The 19,681-nt window shown below is 72.0% G+C and carries 18 protein-coding genes; 9 read left to right on the top strand and 9 right to left on the bottom strand.

Annotation, left to right across the window (positions count from 1 at the left end; translation table 11 throughout):
* Positions 1 to 33: 33 nt before the first annotated feature.
* Both rpoB and ABD998_RS10930 read right to left on the bottom strand, forming a co-directional pair.
* Positions 34 to 3,534, bottom strand: coding sequence for a DNA-directed RNA polymerase subunit beta (gene rpoB, locus ABD998_RS10935; protein WP_345439005.1), 3,501 nt, complete (start codon positions 3,532 to 3,534; stop codon positions 34 to 36).
* Positions 3,535 to 4,096: 562 nt separating this feature from the next.
* On the bottom strand, positions 4,097 to 5,257 hold the full coding sequence (locus tag ABD998_RS10930) for a benzoate/H(+) symporter BenE family transporter (RefSeq protein WP_345439003.1): 1,161 nt from the start codon (positions 5,255 to 5,257) through the stop codon (positions 4,097 to 4,099).
* Between the two features lie 71 nt (positions 5,258 to 5,328).
* On the opposite strand from ABD998_RS10930, the gene ABD998_RS10925 reads away from it, so the two are divergent.
* From ABD998_RS10925 to ABD998_RS10915, 3 genes are all read left to right on the top strand, one after another.
* Positions 5,329 to 5,736: a GIY-YIG nuclease family protein gene (locus ABD998_RS10925; protein WP_345439121.1), complete on the top strand. Its 408-nt coding sequence runs from the start codon at positions 5,329 to 5,331 to the stop codon at positions 5,734 to 5,736.
* A gap of 60 nt (positions 5,737 to 5,796) precedes the next feature.
* Positions 5,797 to 6,657 carry a spermidine synthase gene (locus ABD998_RS10920; protein ID WP_345439001.1) on the top strand — a complete coding sequence of 287 codons (861 nt, stop codon included), beginning with the start codon at positions 5,797 to 5,799 and terminating at the stop codon, positions 6,655 to 6,657.
* A 91-nt stretch (positions 6,658 to 6,748) separates the two neighbouring features.
* On the top strand, positions 6,749 to 7,276 hold the full coding sequence (locus ABD998_RS10915) for a hypothetical protein (RefSeq protein ID WP_345439119.1): 528 nt from the start codon (positions 6,749 to 6,751) through the stop codon (positions 7,274 to 7,276).
* Between the two features lie 46 nt (positions 7,277 to 7,322).
* Here the strand turns inward: ABD998_RS10915 and erm are convergent, their stop codons facing one another.
* A complete protein-coding gene (gene erm / locus ABD998_RS10910) occupies positions 7,323 to 8,084 on the bottom strand; it encodes a 23S ribosomal RNA methyltransferase Erm (RefSeq protein ID WP_345438999.1) in 762 nt (253 codons plus the stop codon).
* Positions 8,085 to 8,335: 251 nt separating this feature from the next.
* Here erm and ABD998_RS10905 point away from each other — a divergent pair, with 251 nt between their 5' ends.
* On the top strand, positions 8,336 to 8,830 hold the full coding sequence (locus tag ABD998_RS10905) for a SprT-like domain-containing protein (RefSeq protein WP_345438997.1): 495 nt from the start codon (positions 8,336 to 8,338) through the stop codon (positions 8,828 to 8,830).
* Positions 8,831 to 8,855: 25 nt separating this feature from the next.
* Here the strand turns inward: ABD998_RS10905 and ABD998_RS10900 are convergent, their stop codons facing one another.
* Together ABD998_RS10900 and ABD998_RS10895 are read right to left on the bottom strand one after the other, a co-directional pair.
* A complete protein-coding gene (locus tag ABD998_RS10900) occupies positions 8,856 to 9,548 on the bottom strand; it encodes a response regulator (RefSeq protein WP_345438995.1) in 693 nt (230 codons plus the stop codon).
* The gene (locus ABD998_RS10895) at positions 9,545 to 11,800 is read right to left on the bottom strand and encodes a sensor histidine kinase (RefSeq protein WP_345438993.1); all 2,256 of its coding nucleotides are present in this window, start codon (positions 11,798 to 11,800) and stop codon (positions 9,545 to 9,547) included. The genes ABD998_RS10900 and ABD998_RS10895 overlap by 4 nt, the downstream gene beginning before the upstream one ends.
* 139 nt (positions 11,801 to 11,939) lie before the next feature.
* Here ABD998_RS10895 and ABD998_RS10890 point away from each other — a divergent pair, with 139 nt between their 5' ends.
* Positions 11,940 to 13,358: a cation:dicarboxylate symporter family transporter gene (locus ABD998_RS10890; RefSeq protein WP_345438991.1), complete on the top strand. Its 1,419-nt coding sequence runs from the start codon at positions 11,940 to 11,942 to the stop codon at positions 13,356 to 13,358.
* Between the two features lie 207 nt (positions 13,359 to 13,565).
* Here ABD998_RS10890 and ABD998_RS10885 read toward each other — a convergent pair whose 3' ends face one another.
* Positions 13,566 to 13,919 (bottom strand): nuclear transport factor 2 family protein, encoded by a 354-nt coding sequence (locus ABD998_RS10885; RefSeq protein WP_345438989.1) that lies wholly within the window; start codon positions 13,917 to 13,919, stop codon positions 13,566 to 13,568.
* A 102-nt stretch (positions 13,920 to 14,021) separates the two neighbouring features.
* Here ABD998_RS10885 and ABD998_RS10880 point away from each other — a divergent pair, with 102 nt between their 5' ends.
* Entirely contained in the window at positions 14,022 to 14,900 is an 879-nt protein-coding gene (locus tag ABD998_RS10880) for a LysR family transcriptional regulator (RefSeq protein WP_345438987.1), read from the top strand.
* A 9-nt stretch (positions 14,901 to 14,909) separates the two neighbouring features.
* Here the strand turns inward: ABD998_RS10880 and ABD998_RS10875 are convergent, their stop codons facing one another.
* Entirely contained in the window at positions 14,910 to 15,539 is a 630-nt protein-coding gene (locus tag ABD998_RS10875) for a 2-phosphosulfolactate phosphatase (protein WP_345438985.1), read from the bottom strand.
* A gap of 159 nt (positions 15,540 to 15,698) precedes the next feature.
* Between ABD998_RS10875 and ABD998_RS10870 the strand changes: the two genes are divergently transcribed.
* On the top strand, positions 15,699 to 16,199 hold the full coding sequence (locus ABD998_RS10870; RefSeq protein ID WP_345438983.1) for a GNAT family N-acetyltransferase: 501 nt from the start codon (positions 15,699 to 15,701) through the stop codon (positions 16,197 to 16,199).
* Positions 16,200 to 16,203: 4 nt separating this feature from the next.
* The gene (locus ABD998_RS10865) at positions 16,204 to 16,689 is read left to right on the top strand and encodes a hypothetical protein (protein ID WP_345438979.1); all 486 of its coding nucleotides are present in this window, start codon (positions 16,204 to 16,206) and stop codon (positions 16,687 to 16,689) included.
* 124 nt (positions 16,690 to 16,813) lie between these two features.
* Here the strand turns inward: ABD998_RS10865 and ABD998_RS10860 are convergent, their stop codons facing one another.
* Entirely contained in the window at positions 16,814 to 17,848 is a 1,035-nt protein-coding gene (locus ABD998_RS10860; RefSeq protein WP_345438977.1) for an ABC transporter substrate-binding protein, read from the bottom strand.
* On the bottom strand, positions 17,845 to 18,912 hold the full coding sequence (gene add / locus ABD998_RS10855) for an adenosine deaminase (RefSeq protein ID WP_345438975.1): 1,068 nt from the start codon (positions 18,910 to 18,912) through the stop codon (positions 17,845 to 17,847). The genes ABD998_RS10860 and add overlap by 4 nt, the downstream gene beginning before the upstream one ends.
* 61 nt (positions 18,913 to 18,973) lie before the next feature.
* Between add and ABD998_RS10850 the strand changes: the two genes are divergently transcribed.
* Entirely contained in the window at positions 18,974 to 19,549 is a 576-nt protein-coding gene (locus tag ABD998_RS10850) for a helix-turn-helix domain-containing protein (protein WP_345438973.1), read from the top strand.
* Positions 19,550 to 19,681 lie beyond the last annotated feature (132 nt).

Here is a 19,681-nt window from a genome sequence, read left to right as displayed (position 1 = left end):
CCTGTTTGGAAATCTCTGTGTCGGCTGACCGGGTCAGATCTCGTCGATCGAGGCGGACTCGAAGCGGCTCGAGATGTTGATGCCGAGCTCCTCCGCTGCGCGGAAGGCCTCGTCATCGGTGTCGCGGAGGTTGATCGCCTGGCCGTCTGCCGAGAGGACCTCGACGTTCAGGCAGAGCGACTGCATCTCCTTCATGAGCACCTTGAACGACTCGGGGATGCCGGGCTCGGGGATGTTCTCGCCCTTGACGATGGCCTCGTACACCTTCACGCGGCCGAGGATGTCGTCCGACTTGACGGTGAGGAGCTCCTGCAGCGCGTACGCGGCACCGTAGGCCTCGAGGGCCCACACCTCCATCTCGCCGAAGCGCTGACCGCCGAACTGAGCCTTTCCGCCCAGCGGCTGCTGCGTGATCATCGAGTAGGGGCCCGTGGAGCGCGCGTGGATCTTGTCGTCCACGAGGTGGTGCAGCTTCAGGATGTACATGTAGCCGACCGAGATGGGAGCCGGGTAGGGCTCGCCCGTGCGGCCGTCGAACAGCTGCGCCTTGCCGGAGCTGCCGATCAGGCGGTCGCCGTCGCGCGTGACGTTCGTCGAGTCGAGCAGACCCGCGATCTCCGCCTCGTGCGCGCCGTCGAACACGGGCGTCGCCACCTTCGTGCCGGGGGCGACCTCGCGGGCCTCCTCGGGCAGGTGGATGGCCCACTCGGGCTCGCCCTCGATCTTCCAGCCCTGCTTGGCGATCCATCCGAGGTGCGTCTCGAGCACCTGGCCGAAGTTCATTCGACCGGGGATGCCCATCGGGTTCAGCACGACGTCGAGCGGAGTGCCGTCCGCGAGGAACGGCATGTCCTCGACGGGGAGGATCTTCGCGATGACGCCCTTGTTGCCGTGACGGCCGGCGAGCTTGTCGCCCTCCGTGATCTTGCGCTTCTGGGCGATGTAGACGACGACACGGCGGTTGACGCCCGAGCCGAGCTCGTCGTCGCCCTCCTCGGCGTTGAACTCCTTGACGGCGATGATCGTGCCCTGCTCGCCGTGGGGCACCTTGAGCGACGTGTCGCGGACCTCGCGGCTCTTCTCGTTGAAGATCGCGCGGAGCAGGCGCTCCTCGGCCGAGAGCTCGGTCTCGCCCTTGGGGGTGACCTTGCCGACGAGGATGTCGCCGGGGCGGACCTCGGCGCCGATGCGGATGATGCCGCGCTCGTCGAGGTCCTTGAGGAGCTCAGGGCTGACGTTGGGGAGGTCGCGCGTGATCTCCTCCTTGCCGAGCTTGGTGTCGCGGGCGTCGACCTCGTACTCCTCGATGTGAATCGAGGTGAGGGTGTCGTCCTTCACCAGGTTCTGGCTGAGGATGATGGCGTCCTCGAAGTTGTGGCCCTCCCACGACATGAACCCGACGAGGAGGTTCTTGCCGAGCGCGAGCTCGCCGTTCTCCGTCGCGGGGCCGTCCGCGATGACCTCGCCGACCTCGACGCGCTCGCCGACGTTGACGATGGCGCGCTGGTTGTAGCAGTTGCCCTGGTTCGAGCGGTCGAACTTGCGCAGGAAGTAGTCGCGGCGTCCGCCCTCGTCCAGCTGGACGGAGACGTAGTCGCTCGTGACATCCGACACGACGCCCGCCTGGTCGGCGATGATCGAGTCGCCCGCGTCGACGGCCGCGTAGCCCTCCATGCCCGTGCCGACGAGCGGCGACTCGGCGACGAGGAGCGGGACGGCCTGACGCTGCATGTTCGCGCCCATGAGGGCGCGGTTCGCGTCGTCGTGCTCGAGGAACGGGATGAGCGAGGTGCCGACCGACACCATCTGGCGCGGCGAGACGTCCATGTAGTCGATCTCGGCGGCCGTGATGAGGTCGACCTCGCCCGAGCCACCGCGCTGGCGCGCGAGCACGCGCTCGTCGGCGAAGGTGCCGTCCTGCGCGAGCACCGCGTTCGCCTGGGCAACGTTGAAGCGCGTCTCCTCGGCGGCCGTCAGGTAGTCGATGTCGGTCGTGACGCGGCCGTCGACGACGCGGCGGTACGGCGTCTCGATGAAGCCGAACGCGTTGATGCGCGCGAACGACGCGAGCGAGCCGATGAGGCCGATGTTCGGGCCTTCCGGCGTCTCGATGGGGCACATGCGGCCGTAGTGCGAGGGGTGCACGTCGCGGACCTCGACGCCCGCGCGGTCGCGCGAGAGGCCGCCGGGGCCGAGCGCCGACAGGCGGCGCTTGTGGGTCAGACCCGCGAGCGGGTTGTTCTGGTCCATGAACTGCGACAGCTGCGAGGTTCCGAAGAACTCCTTGATCGCGGCGACGACGGGGCGCACGTTGATCAGGGTCTGCGGCGTGATCGCCTCGATGTCCTGCGTGGTCATGCGCTCGCGGACAACGCGCTCCATGCGCGACAGGCCCGTGCGGACCTGGTTCTGGATGAGCTCGCCGACGGCGCGGATGCGGCGGTTGCCGAAGTTGTCGATGTCGTCGACCTCGATGCGCAGGTCGACGATCTCGCCGCCCTTGCGGACGCCCTCGAACGTCTCGTCGCCGCGGTGCAGGCGGACGAGGTACTTGATCGTCGCGACGATGTCCTCGACCGTGAGCACCGAGTCGCCGAGCGGCTTGTCGATGCCGAGCTTCTGGTTCAGCTTGTAGCGGCCGACCTTCGCGAGGTCGTAGCGCTTGGGGTTGAAGTAGAAGTTGTCGAGGAGCGAGCGCGCGGCCTCTGCGGCCACCTGCTCGCCCGGACGCAGCTTGCGGTAGATGTCGCGGAGCGCCTCCTCCTGCGTGAGGATGGTGTCCTTCGCGAGCGTCTCCTCGATCGAGGCAATGCCGGCGAACTCCTCGAGGATGTCGTCGCTCGAGAGGCCGAGTGCCTTGAGGAACACCGTGACCGACTGCTTGCGCTTGCGGTCGATGCGGACGCCGACCTGGTCGCGCTTGTCGATCTCGAACTCGAGCCAGGCGCCGCGGCTGGGGATGATGCGCGACGAGACGATGTCCTTGTCGGAGGTCTTGTCTGGCGTCTTGTCGAAGTACACGCCGGGCGAGCGGACGAGCTGGGACACGACGACACGCTCGGTGCCGTTGATGATGAACGTGCCCTTGTCGGTCTGCAGCGGGAAGTCGCCCATGAAGACCGTCTGCGTCTTGATCTCACCGGTCTGGTGGTTCATGAACTCGGCCTCGACGTAGAGCGGGGCCGCGTAGGTCTTGCCGCGGTCCTTGCACTCCTCGATCGTGTACTTCTCGGGCTCGAGGTAGGGGTTCGTGAACGAGAGCTGCATCGTCTCGCTCAGGTCCTCGATGGGCGAGATCTCCTCGAAGATCTCGTCGAGGCCGCTCCGCTCGGGCACGTCCGTGCGGCCGGCGGCCTTGGCCTCGGCGACGCGCGCCTTCCAGGCCTCGTTGCCGACGAGCCAGTCGAACGACTCGGTCTGCAGCGCCAGCAGGTCGGGGACCGTGAGCGTGTCGGAGATCTTGGCGAACGAGAGGCGGGATGCTCCGCGTCCGTTCTTCGGTGTGGTGGTGGATGCGTTGCGCGCAGCAGCCAAGGGGAAAACCTCCATGAGCCCCGCTCGCGGGGCCGCTAGATTCCTTGTCGACAGGTGAGGTGCGCCGACGGTCTATCCTGTGAATCGCACGCCGCTATCTGCGGGGAGTCACGGGATCCAGCCGACCACCATATGAAGGCATGGAAAACCCATCGGAGCGCAAATATCGACTATAGCCGCTCTGACGCGCCACGGCAAGCCGGATCCTTGACCTCGGCGCGCCCCTCGGGTATAACCGCGCGCGGCCGGCGCCCGGCGGCGCTGTTCGCGCTTCGTGCTTCGCGCTCGCTTCGTGCTTCGCCAGTGCGGATGTCGGGCCCGCGCCGCTTCGCCAGTGCGGATGTCGGGCAGGAGACTCCGAATGACTCACATCCGCACTGGCGAGCGCATCCGCTGAAGAGGCGACGTCCGCCCGCGCCGCTTCGTCAGTGCGGAAGTCGGGCAAAGGCCCCCGAATGACTCACATCCGCACTGGCGAATCGGCGAGTGACGCACATCCGCACTGGCGAATCGACCGCCGCGCACCCAACGCCGCGCACCCACTCACCCACCGGGCCCGGCGTCAGCGGCGGATGGCGAGGGCCGCGTGGACGACGATGCCGGCGGCGAGCGCCCAGAACGCCGCGCCGATCCCGAACGCCGACACCCCGCTCGCGGCGACGAGGAACGTGACGACGGCGGCCTCCCTGTCGCCGCGCTCCGCGCTCGCGACCGCGCCCGTGAGCGAGGCGCCGAGCGTCGGGACGAGCGCGAGCCCCGCGACGGCGGCGAGCACGGCAGGCGCCGCACCCGTGAGCGTCGTGAGCGCCGTCGCGATCGCGGCGAGTCCGAGGTACACGACCGCGGCGACGCGCACCGCGCGCCAGCGCTGCCCGGCGTCCGGATGGGCGTCGGGCGACGCGGCGAGCGCGGCCGTGATGGCGGCGAGGTTGATGGCGTGGCCCCCGAACGGCGCGCCCGCGATCGTGCCGATGCCCGTGACCGCCATCGACTCGCGCCACGGCGCACGGTAGCCGAACGACGACAGCACGGCGACACCCGGAACGTTCTGGGAGGCCATCGTCACGACGTAGAGCGGCAGCGCGATGCCGACGACGGCGCTCGCCGACAGCGTCGGCGCGGTGAGGTCGAGGACGGGCAGGACGGGCCCCTCCGCTCCCCCGCCGAGGACGGCGTGCACGCCCAGCACGGCGAGGCCGACCGCGAAGGCGGCCGGAGACGCCCCGCGCGGCGCGACGCGCAGCAGCACAAGCCAGACGACGACGATCGGGAGCACGGAGAGCGGGTCGTCGACCACCCCGCGGACGGGCGCGAGGCACAGCGGCACGAGCACGCCGGCGAGCATCGCCTGCGCGATCGGCGCGGGGATGGCCGCGACGAGGCGCGCGAGACGCGGCCAGAGGCCGGTCAGGACGATGAGCGCACCCGCGACGGCGAAGGCGCCGACGGCGGCCGGCCATCCGCCCTCCGGCACGGCGCCCGCCGCGAGGAGCGCCGCGCCCGGCGTCGACCAGGCGAGCACGATGGGAAGGCGCGTGCGCCGAGCGAGCCACAGCATCCCGAGAGCCTGCGTCAGGCACAGCGCAACGAGGCCGCTCGCGGCCTGCACGGGCGTCGCGCCCACGGCCTGGAGGCCCGCGAGCACGACCGCCGATGAGCTCGCGAACCCGACGAGCGCGGTCGTGACGCCCGCGAGCACGACGCGGCCGCGATCATCCGTCATGCCGCCAGCGTAGGGGCGCGCGGTGTCGCGGATGTTTCGATGTCGGCGGTCGGCCGTAGCCTGCCGTCGTGATGGGGATGGCCGTGTCGTGCGCGTTCTGCGGCGAACCGGACCGCGTGCGCGTCGGCGGGCGCGCGGCGTGCGCCGCGTGCGGGTGGGTCGTGGGCGACGTGCCCGACCACGACCTGCCGCCGCCCCGCGTCGAGGTCGTCTACTACCTCCGCTATGCCGATCGCATCAAGATCGGGACGACCGCCGATCCGCGGCGGCGGCTGAAGGCGATCCGGCACGACGATCTGCTCGCGTTCGAGCGCGGCGGGCGACCGGTGGAGCAGGCACGGCACGCGCGGTTCGCCCACCTCCGGGAGGGCGGCGAGTGGTTCACGGCGGCGCCGGAGCTGCTCGCGCACATCGCCGCGCTCGGCGGCGAGCCGTGGCGGCGGCACACCCGCTGGCTCGCGGCAGCCTACCGGCGGTGACAGGCGCCGCGCGCCCGGGCCGACGCGACGCGAGCAGGCTCGACGCGAGAGGATGGGCGCATGGGACGGCAGCGACGCGACGCGCACGACGAACCGCAGGCCAGGCTGTCGGATGGCGCGATCGCCCGCATCGCACCGGGCGAGTTCGGCGGCGGCTGGGAGCTGATCGTCGACGGCACGCCGCAGTCGCACGTCGATCTCGACGACCCCTCCCATCTCCACTTCGAGTACGTGGCGCGCATGGGAGCCGTCATCGACCAGCTGCCCTCAGGGCCCCTCACGGCCGTGCACCTCGGCGGCGGAGGGCTGACCATCCCCCGCTACATCGCCCACACCCGACCCGGGTCGCGCCAGCAGGTGGTCGAGCTCGAGCAGGCGCTCGTCGACCTTGTGCGCGAACATCTCCCCCTGCCGCGCGGAGCGGCCATCCGCGTGCGCATCGGCGACGCTCGCGCCGGCGTCGCACGCCTCCCCGACAGCATGACGGGGTCGGTCGACCTGCTCGTCTCCGACGTGTACTCGGGCGCGCAGACGCCCGCGCACCTCACGACGATCGAGTTCTACCGCGAGGCGGCGGCCCTCCTCGCCCCCGCCGGCGTCCTCCTCGTCAACGTCGCGGACGGGGCGGGGCTCGCCTTCGCACGACGTCAGGTGGCGACCATCCGCGAGGTGCTGCCGCACGTCGTCGTGCTCGCCGAGGTGCAGGTGCTGAAGGGCCGCCGGTTCGGCAACCTCGTCGTCGCGGCGTCCGCCGCCCCGCTCCCCACCGAGTGGCTGCCCCGTCTCATGGCGGCGGGCCCGCATCCCGCGAAGGTGGCCGAGGGGCGCGAGATCGACGCCTTCGTGCGCGACGCCGTGCCCGCGACCGATGCCGACGCGACGGCGTCGCCCAAGCCATCGGCGACGCTCTTCGACCGGTGACTCCGATCCCGACGTGCCCGGTGTGCCGGTCGGGATGATCGCGCGACGGCATGCACACTGGATGGGCGACCGCGCGGAAGGGACCAGGGAATTGAGCTTCATCCACGGATACGACCCCGAGACCCTTCGAGAGATCGTCGACCCGGCCGAGTGCCGCGAGCGCCTGGCGGAGATCGGCGTGCAGCGCAGCCTGCCTGCGCTCCTCGAGAGGGTGTGGCTGCTCAAGGTGCTCGGCGAGCTCGACGAGGCGCTGTCCATCGCCGAGCAGGCCGTGCGCGTCGCGCGGATGGCCGGCACCCGCAAGGACCTCCTGCGCGCCCGCGTGCTGCACGCCACCGTCCAGCAGTTCCGCGGAGCGTACTCCGCGGCCGAGCACGAGCTGTCGACGTGCGTCGAGGAGGCCGAGGGGCAGGGCTGGGCGGGCATCGCCGCCTTCGCGCTGCAGCACCGCGGCAAGACCCGGTTCGATGCCGGCGACTCCGAGGGAGCACGTCGCGACTTCAAGCGCGTGCTGTTCCTCCGACAGGAGATGAACGCACCCGACGATCAGCTCGAGGCGACGATGGCCGCCGTCGAGGCCGCCGAGCTGCGACGCTCCCGCTCGGCCGTCGCCAGCTGACGTCTCCGTGCGGAGAGCCCGTCGCACGGGCCCTCCGCAGAGGCGCTCACCGGCGGGCGGCCTCCCACAGCGCGGCCCACGCCTCCGGGCCGAGGTCCCGCGGAAGGGCCCGCGGATCCACACCCGCACCGCGCAGCGCCCGCGCGAGGTCGGCGCGGCGCGCCCCGGTCGCGCGGTGCGCGATGTCGGCGACGCCCTGTCCTCGACCGGCGAAGACGAGGCCCGCGAAGCGCTCGTAGGCGCGGCGGTGCGCCGTCGCGACGAGAGGTCGCGGACGGCGCGAGATGGACAGGAGACCGCCGTCGACGGCGGGGCGCGGCACGAACCCCGCCGCAGGCACGCGACCGTGCAGCGCGAAGCGGAACCACGGAGCCGCTTGGGCGGTCATGAGCGTCGCCCCGCCCACCCCCGCGCGCTTGCGCGCGACCTCCCACTGCGTGAGCAGGATGGCGTCGCGCCAGCCGGGCCGTCCGAGGAGGCGGCGCAGGATCGGGGTCGTGAGGTGGAACGGCACGTTGCCGACCACCACCGGCACGTCGAGCGGATGGCGCAGCACGTCGCCGTGCACGACGCGCACGTCGCCGATCCGAGCGAGCCCGGGCAGCCGGGTCTCGTCGATCTCGAGCGCGGTGACGGGCCGCCCGAGGCGCGCGAGCCGTCGAGTGAGGGCGCCGTCGCCGGCGCCGATCTCGAGGACGGGGCCGTCCGCGGCGTCGACGAGACGGACCATCCGCTCGATGGTGGGCGTGTGGATGAGGAAGTTCTGTCCGAGTTCATGGCGTCCGCCATGACGGGAACGGGGTCGCATGCGAGCACTCCTGAAGACGATTCGGAGCACCCGGGCATCGGGTCGGGATGACGCGCGTCCGGGTGCGGAGACATCCGGATCGACGGCGCGCGGCGGAAGCGAGGCGCGCCGTCAGGCGCGGCGCTCGCGAACAGCCCAGAAGCACACCGCCGGTGCGCTGCACAGAGTTCCCATGGCCAACAGCGTAGGCCGGGACGCGCCGCACGTCGAGCTGGGCCGGGCTGTCGGCGGTCGCGCCTAGCATCGCTAGCATGTCGGATCTGCAGCGCGTCGAGCGATGGGCCGAGGCGCTCATCGCCCACCACCTCGACGAGTCGTGGACGTTCGGCTTCGACAACGCCAAGCGCCGTGCCGGCCAGTGCGACTACACGCGACGCCGCATCACGGTGTCGCGCTACCTCGCCGCACGCTACGACGACGACGTCAACCACCAGACGCTGCTCCACGAGGTCGCGCACGCCCTCGCCGGACGCGCGGCGGGCCACGGCCCGCAGTGGAAGCGGATCGCGCGCGAGCTCGGCTACGTCGGCGGCACGACGCACGACGGCGAGACCGCGACGGAGCTCGCTCCCTGGGTGGGCTCGTGCCCATCCGGTCACGTCGTCTACCGGCACCGCCGCCCGACGCGGGCGTCATCGTGCGTGCGGTGCGCGCCCACGTTCGACCGCCGGTTCCTGCTCAGCTGGACGCGGCGGGAGATCACGGCCGCCGACCGCCGCGCCGCGATGACGCCGCGCGATCCGTAGCGCGCGGCCTCATGGTCCGGCCGGGCTAGGCGCCCTTGCGGCGGTACTCCAGCTCGGGCCGGCCTCGGCCGCCGTGCCGGGGCGAGCGGATGGCCGTGCCCCCGTCGGCGAGGAACTCCAGATACCGACGCGCCGTGACGCGCGACAGCCCCAGCGCCTCCGCGACCTCGCTCGCCGACCGCCCGTCGGTATCGAGCAGGGAGCTCACGGCGTCGAGCGTCTCGGGTGAGAGCCCCTTCGGGAGCCCGGGGGTGTTCGACGTGCGCAGCGCGGCGAACGCCGTGTCGACCTCGCGCTGGCTGAGCGACGTCGCAGACGACCGCATCCGCTCGGCGTACTCCCGGTACGCGCGCAGCTTCGCGGCGAACACCTCGAACGTGAACGGCTTGATGAGGTACTGCACGACGCCGACGGCGACCGCCTCGCGGACGGCGTCGAGCTCGCGGACCGCGGTCACGGCCACGACGTCGACGACGATGCCCGCGGCGCGCAGCTCGCGGCACAGCTCCAGACCGTGGCCGTCGGGCAGGTTGAGGTCGAGCAGCAGGAGGTGGATGCGGTCCCTCGTGCCGTAGGCGTCGCGGATGGCACGGCGCGTGTCGGCGACGGTGTGCGCTGTGCCGGCGAGCGCGAAGCCTGCCATCCGCTCGACATACGCACCGTGCGCCGCCGCCGTGCGCGGATCGTCCTCTACGACGAGCACCCGGATGGCGGTCATCGCCCGTCCTCCTCGGCGCCCGCTCGGGCGTCGCCCGGCCTCGCCTCGCCCGCCGCGTCGCCGTCCGGCTCATCCGCATCCGGCTCTTCCGAGTCCGACTCCAACTCGCCCGACCCTCCCGTGCCGGTCCCCACCTCGCCCGACCCTCCCGTGCCGGTCCCCACCTCGCCCGAGTCGCAGTTTCCGTCCTCAACCGGCGCCCCCAGGACGGGAACTGCAACCTGGGCGAGAGACGAGCCGACCTCCACCTCGCCCGGGTCGCTCTTCCCGTCCTCAACCGGCGCCCCCAGGACGGAAACCGCGACCTGGGCGAGAGACGAACCGACCTCTGCCTCGTCCGACCCCACCTCGTCCGGGTCGCGCTTTCCGCCCTCAACCGACGCCCCCAGGACGGAAACCGCGACCTGGGCGGAAGGGCGGGCCGACGGAGGAGCGGAAGGGCGGATGGACGGAAGCACGGACGGGCGGGGCAGCGTCACGGTGAACACGGCGCCGCCCTCGCGGGTCCGGGTGATCTCGACCGCGCCGCCGAGGCCCTCGACCGTCTGCCGGACGAGCGCCAGCCCGTATCCGTGACCCTGGCCGTCCTCTCGCTTCGTCGAGTAGCCGCGGGCGAAGACGCGCTCGCGGTCGCGCGGGACGACCCCGTCGCCGCTGTCGGTCACCTGGAACACGATGCCGCCGTCCTCCGCCTCCCCGAGGTACACCTCGATCCACGCGCCCGTCTCGCCCGTCCGACGCGCCCTCGACGCCGCCGCGTCGATCGCGTTGTCGACGAGATTGCCGAGGATGGTCACGACGTCGGCGGGCGGGATCCCCTGCGTCCCCGGCGGCAGGTGCGTCTCGAAGTGCATCTCGACGGCGCGCTCGTGCGCCTGCGCCGACTTGCCGAGGAGGAGCGCCGCGATGACGGGCTCGTCCACGGCGTGCAGCACGCGATCGGCCAGCCGCTGGCCGACCGCGCGCTCCGCCGCCGCGAACCCGAGCGCCTCGTCGGAGCGTCCCAGCTCGATGAGCGAGGCGATCGTGTGCAGCCGGTTGTCGAACTCGTGCGCCTGGGCGCGCAACGCGTCCGAGATCGTCCGCACCGACGACAGCTCCCCCGTCACACGCCGCAGCTCCGTGCGGTCGCGCAGGGTGACGATCTCGGCGCTCCTCCCCGACACCACCACCTCGGATCGCGTCACGAGAAGCTCGCGACCGCCGACCCGCACGACGTCGTCCGGGCCGTCGATCGCGGAGCGCGCCGACGCGCCCAGCTCGTCCAGGTCGAACGGGGGCGTCCGCGCGCTCGCGAGCAGGACGCCGGCCTGGTCGTTCGCGAGCACCACACGCCCGGGGCGCCGGATGGCCGCGCCCGCGCCTGCCGTGCCCACACCGCCCACGCCCCCGCCATCCGCGCCCCAGCCGCCCGCGACTGCCGCGCTCCCGCCATCCGCACTCGCGCCGCCCGCGCCATCCGGGCCCGCTCCATCCGCGCCCCCGCCATCCGGGCTGGGGCGCTCGACCAGGACGAGTCCCTCCTCGAGCGAGTGGAGCACAGCCTCGTGCGCCGCGAACAGCCGCGCGAGCTCGTCGGGATCCCTTCCGTCGGTCATGCGGTACAGCCTGCGGAACAGCAGGATGGTGGCGGCCGCTCCCAGCCCGACGATCGCGAGCGTCGCGAGACCCACGATCTGCAGGCGCACGAGGATGGCCCCCGTCACGTTGTCGAGCGTCACGCCCGCCGACACGAGCCCGACGATGCGGCCATCCGCCTCGACCGGCGTCACCGCGCGCAGCGACGGGCCGAGCGTCCCCGCGTAGACCTCCGTGAAGGTCCCGCCGTCGAGGGCGGGGGCGATGCTGCCGAGGAACTCCCCGCCGATGCGCGCACGGTCGGCGTGCGTGTAGCGCGTGCGATCGGTGTCCATGATCGTGATGTAGTCGACGCCCGTCGCGGCGATGATGCGCTCGACATACGGCTGCAGCGCCGCCGACGCCCGGGCGACCGATGCGTCCCGATCCGGGTCGTCGTGTGCCGCCGACACGTCGTCGACGATCGTCGGCTCGCTCGCCAGGGTGAGCACGAGCGAGGTCGTCTGGTCCTCGGCATCCGCGAGCGCCGCCGCGCGCGCATCCCACGCGAGCGCGGCGAACACGAGCGCGCCGCCGACGAGCAGCACGGCCGACTGCACGCCGAGCACCCGCGCCGCCACGCTGCGCCGCCGCGCCCGCGGGCGACGCGCGTCCGGGGCGCCGCGTCGTGCCATCCCCCCATTGTGTCGGGCGGCGGCGCTCCATGACCCTCGCAGCCCGCGAACACTATGCACGCAACAGGGCACAGCCATCCCGCCCCGCGCACGATGGACCCCGCGTCGACCCGATCGGCGCCCCGAAGGAGGAGACCCCATGGCAACGACGCCACAGGCCGCGCAGCGTCGACGCGGCATCGACAAGCAGCACTGGCTCTACATCGCGGTCATCATCGCGGTCGCCGCCGGCATCGCCGTCGGCCTCATCTGGCCCGACTTCGGGTCGTCGCTCGCGTGGATCGGCAAGGCGTTCGTCGCGCTCATCAAGATGATGATCGCGCCCGTCATCTTCTGCACGATCGTGCTGGGCATCGGCTCCATCGCGAAGGCCGCCACGGTCGGGAAGGTCGGCGGGCTCGCGCTCGGCTACTTCCTCGTCATGTCGACGTTCGCCCTGTTCATCGGCCTCGTCGTCGGCAACATCATCCACCCCGGCGAGGGCCTCGCGCTCAGCAACCCCGGCTACGAGATCGAGGGGGAGGCGGAGACGACCACCGACTTCCTCATGGGGATCATCCCGACCACGCTCTTCTCGCCGCTCACGGGCGAGTCGGTGCTGCAGGTGCTCTTCGTCGCGCTCCTCGTCGGCTTCGCGGTGCAGCGGCTGGGCGCGAAGGGAGAGCGCATCCTCGAGGGCGTCCGCCTCGTGCAGGCGGTCGTGTTCCGCGTGCTGACGATGATCCTCTGGGTCGCGCCGATCGGCGCGTTCGGCGCCATCGCAGGCGTCGTCGGCGACACCGGATGGGGTGCGGTCGTCGCGCTCGGCACGCTCATGGTCGGCTTCTACGTGACGTGCATCCTCTTCATCGGCGTCGTCCTCGCCGCCGTGCTGTGGTTCGTCGCTCGCATCAACATCTTCTCGGTCATGAAGTACCTCGGCCGCGAGTACCTGCTCATCGTCAGCACGTCGTCGTCGGAGTCGGCCCTCCCGCGCCTCATCGCGAAGATGGAGCACCTCGGCGTCTCCAAGCCCGTCGCGGGCATCACGGTGCCGACGGGATACTCGTTCAACCTCGACGGCACGGCGATCTACCTCACGATGGCGTCGCTCTTCATCGCGACCGCGATGGGCACTCCGCTGTCGGTGCCGGAGCAGATCGGCCTGCTCGTGTTCATGATCATCGCGTCGAAGGGCGCGGCGGGCGTGACGGGCGCAGGCCTCGCGACCCTCGCGGGCGGCCTGCAGACCTACCGACCCGACCTCGTCGACGGCGTCGGCATCATCACCGGCATCGACCGCTTCATGTCGGAGGCGCGCGCGCTCACGAACTTCACGGGCAACGCCGTCGCCTCGATCGTCGTCGCCACGTGGACGCGCGAGTTCGACCGCGACCAGGCGCGCCAGGTGCTGCGCGGGGAGCTTCCGTTCAACGAGAAGACGATGACCGACGACCACGACGCGCCCGACTTCTCCCACCTGCCCGAGCTGCCCGCCGACGGCCAGGGGCCCTCGCCCATCTCCACGGTCATCCGCACCGACGACGGCGACAGGACGCGCGAGCGCGCACGGCGCTGACGCCTCCTGAGCGGGGCGGCCCCGGTCGGATGACCGGGGCCGCTTCGACGTCAGGGACGGATGCGCTCCAACGAGAGGCTGAGGTCATGGCCCTCGGTGAGCGGCATGCGGCATGCGCATCGATCCTCGTGACCGTCGTCGTCAGCGTCGTGTGGTTCCTGATCGTCGCTCGCTCCGCCTTCGCCTCCGCCGTCGCGCCGAGCCGGGTCAGCCCCGCGCGGCGAGGATGCCGCGCGGATCGAAGGCGACCCGGATGCGGGTGATCAGCCCGCCCTCGACCTGCATCCAGTTCGCGGTCGGCACGGGATCGGCGACGGTCGTGTGCAGGTCGAACCAGGTGATCACGCTCGAGCCCTCGGCGAGGCGCTCGCGTACCTCGATCCGCTCGAGCACCTGCGCCATGCCCTCCAGGCCGGCGATGCATTCGTCTGCTCCCTCGATCGCGGCGAGGGGGCCGATGAAGCTGACGTCGTCGGCGAGCAGCGAGCGCAGGCGGACGAAGTCGCGCCCCTGCCAGGCGACGAGGTAGTCCTCGGCGAGCTCGGAAGCGGTGGCGGTCATGGGCGTTCTCCTTCAGGTCGGTCCGGCTGTCGCCATCCAGCCTCGCGCGGACCGCGCGAACACTCAAACAGATGGTTCTTATAGGTGCTAGCATCCACGGTGATGGAGATCGGGCAGCTTCGCTACTTCGTGGCGGTCGTCGACCACGGGTCGTTCACGGCGGCGGCGCAGCGGCTGCACGTCAGCCAATCGGGGATCAGCGCCCAGCTGGCGAAGCTCGAGCGCGAGCTCGGCCACGACCTGCTCGTGCGCGGCCCGCGCACAGTGCGGCTCACGCTCGCCGGCGAGACGCTGCTCGCCCGCGCCCGCGACGCGCTGCGCGCCGTCGACGGCGTGCGCCAGACCGCCGACGAGCTGAGCGACCTGCTGCAGGGCAGGGTGCGGCTCGGGATGATCGCCGGCTGCACGATCCCGTCCTTCCTCGACGCGGTCGCCGGGTTCCATCGGCAGCATCCCGGCGTCGTCGTCGAACTCGTCGAGGACACCTCCGACCGCCTGCAGCGGCGCACGGCCGACGGGGAGCTCGACCTGGCGCTGCTGTCGCACGCGGGGCCCGTGGCCGAGGGGCTCGCCGTGCGGCCGGTCAGCGACGAGCGGCTCGCCGTGATCGCCCCGGCAGGCCACCGCCTCGCGGGCGGCCGGCCACGGCTTGCCGACCTCCGCGACGAGACGGTGCTGTGCATCCCACCGGGAACGGGCGTCCGCAGCGCCTTCGAGCAGTCGTGTGCGCGCGTCGGAATCGAGCCGAGGGTCGACCTCGAGGGCTCGAACCCCGAGACCCTGCTCGGGCTGACCGCCCGCGGGCTCGGCGTCTGCGTGCTCGCGGAGTCGATGGCGGCGGGCACCGATCTCGTCGCAACGCCGATCGCGGATGCCGAGGTGCATGCCGGGCTCGCCCTTGCGCTGCGCGACGGCGACCGGCAGCGCGCTACCCGGCGGCTCTTCGACCTGCTCGCCGAAGCCCTGGCTCCGCGCGGCTGACGGCCCGGCTCAGAGCGCCGCGAACACCCCGTCGCGCAGGACCGGCACGACGTCGAGGTCGTCGATCGCCGCCGCGGCCTTGACATCGGCGTGACGCTCGTCGCCTTCGAGCTCTCGGCCCGACCCGCTCGCCGTCATGAGGTGCTTCACAGCGCGGCGCAGCGCACGGAACGACTCGGCCGTCGACACCGCCTCGGGCGAGGAGTGGTCGATGCCGAGGTCGGAGAGGGCCGCGATCACGGCGCCCGCGCCGAGGAGGTCCTCGACCGCGAAGCGCACGCCGTCGGCACCCTTCTCGCCCGCCGCGATCACGGCGATGCTCGTGCGGCCTCCGCGCGCGTGCTGCTCGGCCATCACCGCGCGCGCGACAGCGGCGGCGTTCCGGAGCGCTCCGGCGACCACGACGGGGTCGTGCGCGAGCTCGGATGCGGCGATCGCGACCGCGGCCCCGTTCGCCGACACCGCGTGCGCATCGGAGAGCACGACGTGATCGCCGACCGCGGCGGCCGCCACGACGTTCGAGCCGAACCGGATGACGTCGACGACGATCACGACGTCGGAGGCCGCGAGACGGCGCAGTCCCTCGACCCCCCAGTCGAAGCGCACCTGATACGAGGACTGGTCGAACGGGGATGCCATCCCCCCATTGTCGCGGATCGTCCGCAGCTCCCTGCGATGCGCCCCGCCATCGCGGACGACACCTGCACGACGGGCGACGCGCGAACCAGGAGCGCGCGCCGACGGAGTCGCCGTGACACCGCGTTTGCGCGGCGAGGGCCGGTCGGGCAGGGTGGCCGGATGGCGCAGATCAGACGGGCGGGACCGCGCGATGCCGAGGGGCTCGCGTTCGTGCACATCCGCACGTGGCGCATCGCCTACGCCGGCCTGCTCCCTGCCGAGACGCTCGCGCGCCTGTCGCTGCCGGCGCGCACGCGCCGCTGGGAGCGCATCCTCCGCGAGGACGCGAACCCGACATGGGTCGCCGTCGAGGGCGGGCGCATCGTCGGCTTCGCGTCGTCCGGCCGCGGACGCGACGCCGAGCCGCCCGCAGACCGCGAGCTGTACGCGCTCTACCTCGATCCCGACCACCACGGCTCCGGCATCGCCGACGACCTCATCGACGCGGCGGTCGGCGAGGCCGCCGCGTCGCTCTGGGTGCTCGCCGGCAACGAGCGCGCCATCCGCTTCTACGGCAAGCACGGCTTCGCGCTCGATGGCGCGGAGAAGGTGGAGCAGGCCGCCGACGGCACCCCCATGCACGAGCAGCGGATGGTGCGGCGCGGCCGGGTGGCAGACTGACGCCATGCGCATCCTGCAGAAGCTCGTGCTCGACTGCGACGTCGACGCCGCCTGGCGGGCGCTGCACTCCCCCGCCGTGCTCGCCGAGCTCTACGGACCGCTCGTGCGCATGCGGCCTCTCGGCGCCGATCCGATGCCCCTCGAGTGGAGCTCGGGCGACGACGCCGCCGTCGCGCTCCAGACGGGTCCGCTGACGATCGGCACGCAGCTCATCGCGACGGTCGACCGGTCGAAGGGAGATGTGCGGATCCTCCGCGACGCGGGCACGCCGCTCACCGGCCCGCTCGCCTCCCTCGACGTGTGGGATCACCAGATGGCGGTGTCGGCGACGGCGGATGGCCGCACCCTGTGGCGCGAGCGCCTCACGATCGGCGGCGGCGCGGCCCCGCTCCTCTGGCTGCCGCTGTGGGCGATCTGGCAGGTGCGGGCGGTGCGCCTGCGGCGCCTCGCCCGCACCTGGGCGTTCGACCCGCCTGCGGCCGAGGCCTGACACGGCGGGCGCCGCGCGCGAGTGTGCGGTTCGCGCCCGCTCTCCCGCGCGAGTGGGCGGTTCGCGCCGCTCCCGCGCCCGGAAAGCGGAGGTTTCCACCCACCCGCGGCAGGGAGCATCCGCTTCAGCCGAGCAGGTCGGGGTTCTCCTCGTAGACCTCCTCGAGCAGGCTGAGGTCGAACAGGTCCGACGCCTCCAGCTCGATGCCGGCACGCGCCAGGCTCTCGACGGTCTGCTCCTGCAGCTCCTCGGAGATCGTGAACAGGCCGTTCGACTCGGTCTCGTCCGTGACGATGAGCTCGTTCGTCGCGATCATGCCCGCGAGCGTCTTGTCGGGGTCGAGCCCGAGGTCGGCGCCGTACTCCTCGAGAGCGAGCCGCGCCCCCTCGTCGGGGTCGTCGAGCGCGTCCTGCCATCCGCGGATCTCCGCGACGAGGAAGGCCTTGAGCTTCTCCCGCTCGGTCGCGAGCGTGTCGTGCGACACCGAGAACGTCTCCGCGACGAACGGCATCCCGTTGTCGGCGAACGGGAGGTTCGCGGTCTCGAGCCCGAGCATCTCGACCGAGATCGCCTCGTTCGTGAGGTAGGCGATGAACCCGTCGACCTCGCCGTTCACGAGCGGGGCGGGGTCGTACTGCACCGGCACGATCTCGAGCTCGTCCTCGTCGATGCCGTTCGCCGCGAGGAACGCGCTGAAGAGCGACCGGTTCGAGTCCTGCACCCCGATCCGCTTCCCGACGAGGTCGGCAGGGGTCGCGATGCCGGCCCCGTCGGCCAGCGACAGCACCGTGAACGGGTTCTTCTGCAGCGTCGTCCCGATGATCGTGATCGGGGCGCCCTCGTTCGCGACGGCGGCGCCGGCCGACACGGCGTCGTTGATCGCGACGTCGACCGTGCCGCCCGCGAGCTCCGCGACGCCAGTGGACGGGCCGGGCACGAGGTTCACCGACGAGAATCCCGCCTCCTCGTAGTACCCCTCGGAGTCGGCGAAGTACTCCCCCGCGAACTCCTCGTTCTTGATCCAGCTGAGCTGCACCGAGAGCTCGCCGAAGTCGGCGTCCTCCGCCTCGGCGGCGGGCTCGGATGCGGAGCATCCGGACAGGGCGAGCGCGGACAGGGCGAGCGCCGGGAGGGCGGCGCGGGTGAGGCGGATGGTCATGATGCGGTCGCTCCGGTTTCTGCAGGGGTGAGGGTGGTGCGGAGATCATCGATGGCGGCGTCGACCCTGGCGCGCAGCGCGGCGCGGTCGGCCTCGTCGAGCCACGCGGCCTCGACGCCGTTGCGGCTGAAGCGCGCGAGGTCGTCGAGCCCGTAGCCCAGCGCATGCGCGAGCACGCGGTAGTCGTTCGTCGGATCGGTGCCGAACATGGGCGGGTCGTCGGAGTCGATCGTCACGACGAGGCCCGCGTCGACCATCTCGCGGATGCGGCGGTGGCTGCCGTCGCCGCTGCCCGAGTAGCGGCCGATGTCGCTCGAGACGGGCGTGCAGGTGAACGGGATGCGCTCCTCGACGCATCGGCGCGTCATCGCCTCGTCGTCGACGACGTGGTACCCGTGGTCGACGCGCGTGCAGCCGAGCAGGTCGAGCAGCGTCTCGATGTGGTGCGGCGGCCCCGATTCGGAATGGGCCGTGCGCTCGAGACCGGCCGCGCCGGCCATCCGGAACGCCTTCCAGAATCGCTCCGGCGGCCCGATCGCCTCGGAGTAGTCGAGGCCGATGCCGAGCACGTCGTCTGCGCGATGCGCGACGACGGTCTCGACGAGCTCGACGGCCGAAGCGGCGGTGTCGTTGCGGTTGAGGCCGACGATGAGCGCCGAGCGGATGCCGGTGTCGACCTCGGCGTCGCGCATCCCCGCGCGCACCCCCTCGAGGATGGTCGGGTACGGCACACCGGGGTGGCCGGGCGGGCTGAGGAAGATCTCGCGGTAGAGCACGTTGTGGGCGGCGCCGCCCTCTGTGAGCGACTCGTACGTCACGCGCCGGAAGTCGTCGACGTCGCGGATGACGGCACCTACGACGTCGAGGACGCGGAGGAACTCGTCGAGGTCCTCGTAGCTGCCGTGGTCGAAGAGGTTCTCCGCCGTGCGCCCGCCGTCGAGCGGCACCCCGTGCTTGCGGGCGAGATCGACGACCGTCGCCGCCTGCACCGATCCGATGAGGTGGCAGTGGAGACTGACCTTCGGCAGCCCTCGCACGATGCGCTCGACGTCATGAATGCTCACGGCATTCATATAACGTGATCACGATGTCGAGAGCATTCGGCGGGTGTTACGGAGGCATGACATGACGGACGCGGCCGACGCCGATCTCGGCGGCCTCATCGGGACCGAGATCCGGAGGCTGCGGCGCGCCGCCGGGCTGTCGACACGCGAGCTCGCCGCGCGCGCCGACATGAGCCAGCCGTTCCTCAGCCAGATCGAGCGCGGGGCGAGCGCGCCGTCGATGGCGTCGGTGTACCGGCTCGCCCGCGCGCTCGACGTGCGGCCCGGCGACCTCCTGCCCGCCGTCCATCCGCTCGACGTGCGCGTCGTCCGCGCGGGCGAGGGCGAGCGCCTGCCGGTGTCGGACCATCCGCAGGCCGCCGCCGGACGCGCGCTGCTGCTGCGGAACGTCTCGGCGCTCGAGGTCGTCGAGTACGACTTCGGGCCTGACGACGAGATCGCGGAGTGGTTCGAAGCGCCCGGCGAGAGCGCCCTGTACGTCGTCGCGGGCGCCCTCGAGATCGACATCGTCGGCGCGGGCACGTACGCGCTCGGCACGGGCGACTTCATCCACTTCCCCGCGGGTGCCCGCGACCGCTGGCGGCACATCGGCGCCGAGCGGACGCGCGTGCTGTTCACGACGTCCGTCCCGCGCTGAGCCGAGGGCTGGCCGCGGGGACGTGGGCCGCCGACGCGCGAGTGGGCGGTTCACGCCGCTCACCCGCCCGGAAAGCGGGGGTTTCCGCCCACTCGCGCGACGCGCCATCCGGAAAGCGGCCGATTCCCCCCA

This window comes from Microbacterium gilvum, assembly GCF_039543865.1.
GTDB classification, from domain to species: Bacteria; Actinomycetota; Actinomycetes; order Actinomycetales; family Microbacteriaceae; genus Microbacterium; species Microbacterium gilvum.
The sequence above is the reverse complement of the archived record's forward strand: the minus strand, read 5'-3'. Positions and strand labels throughout refer to the sequence as shown.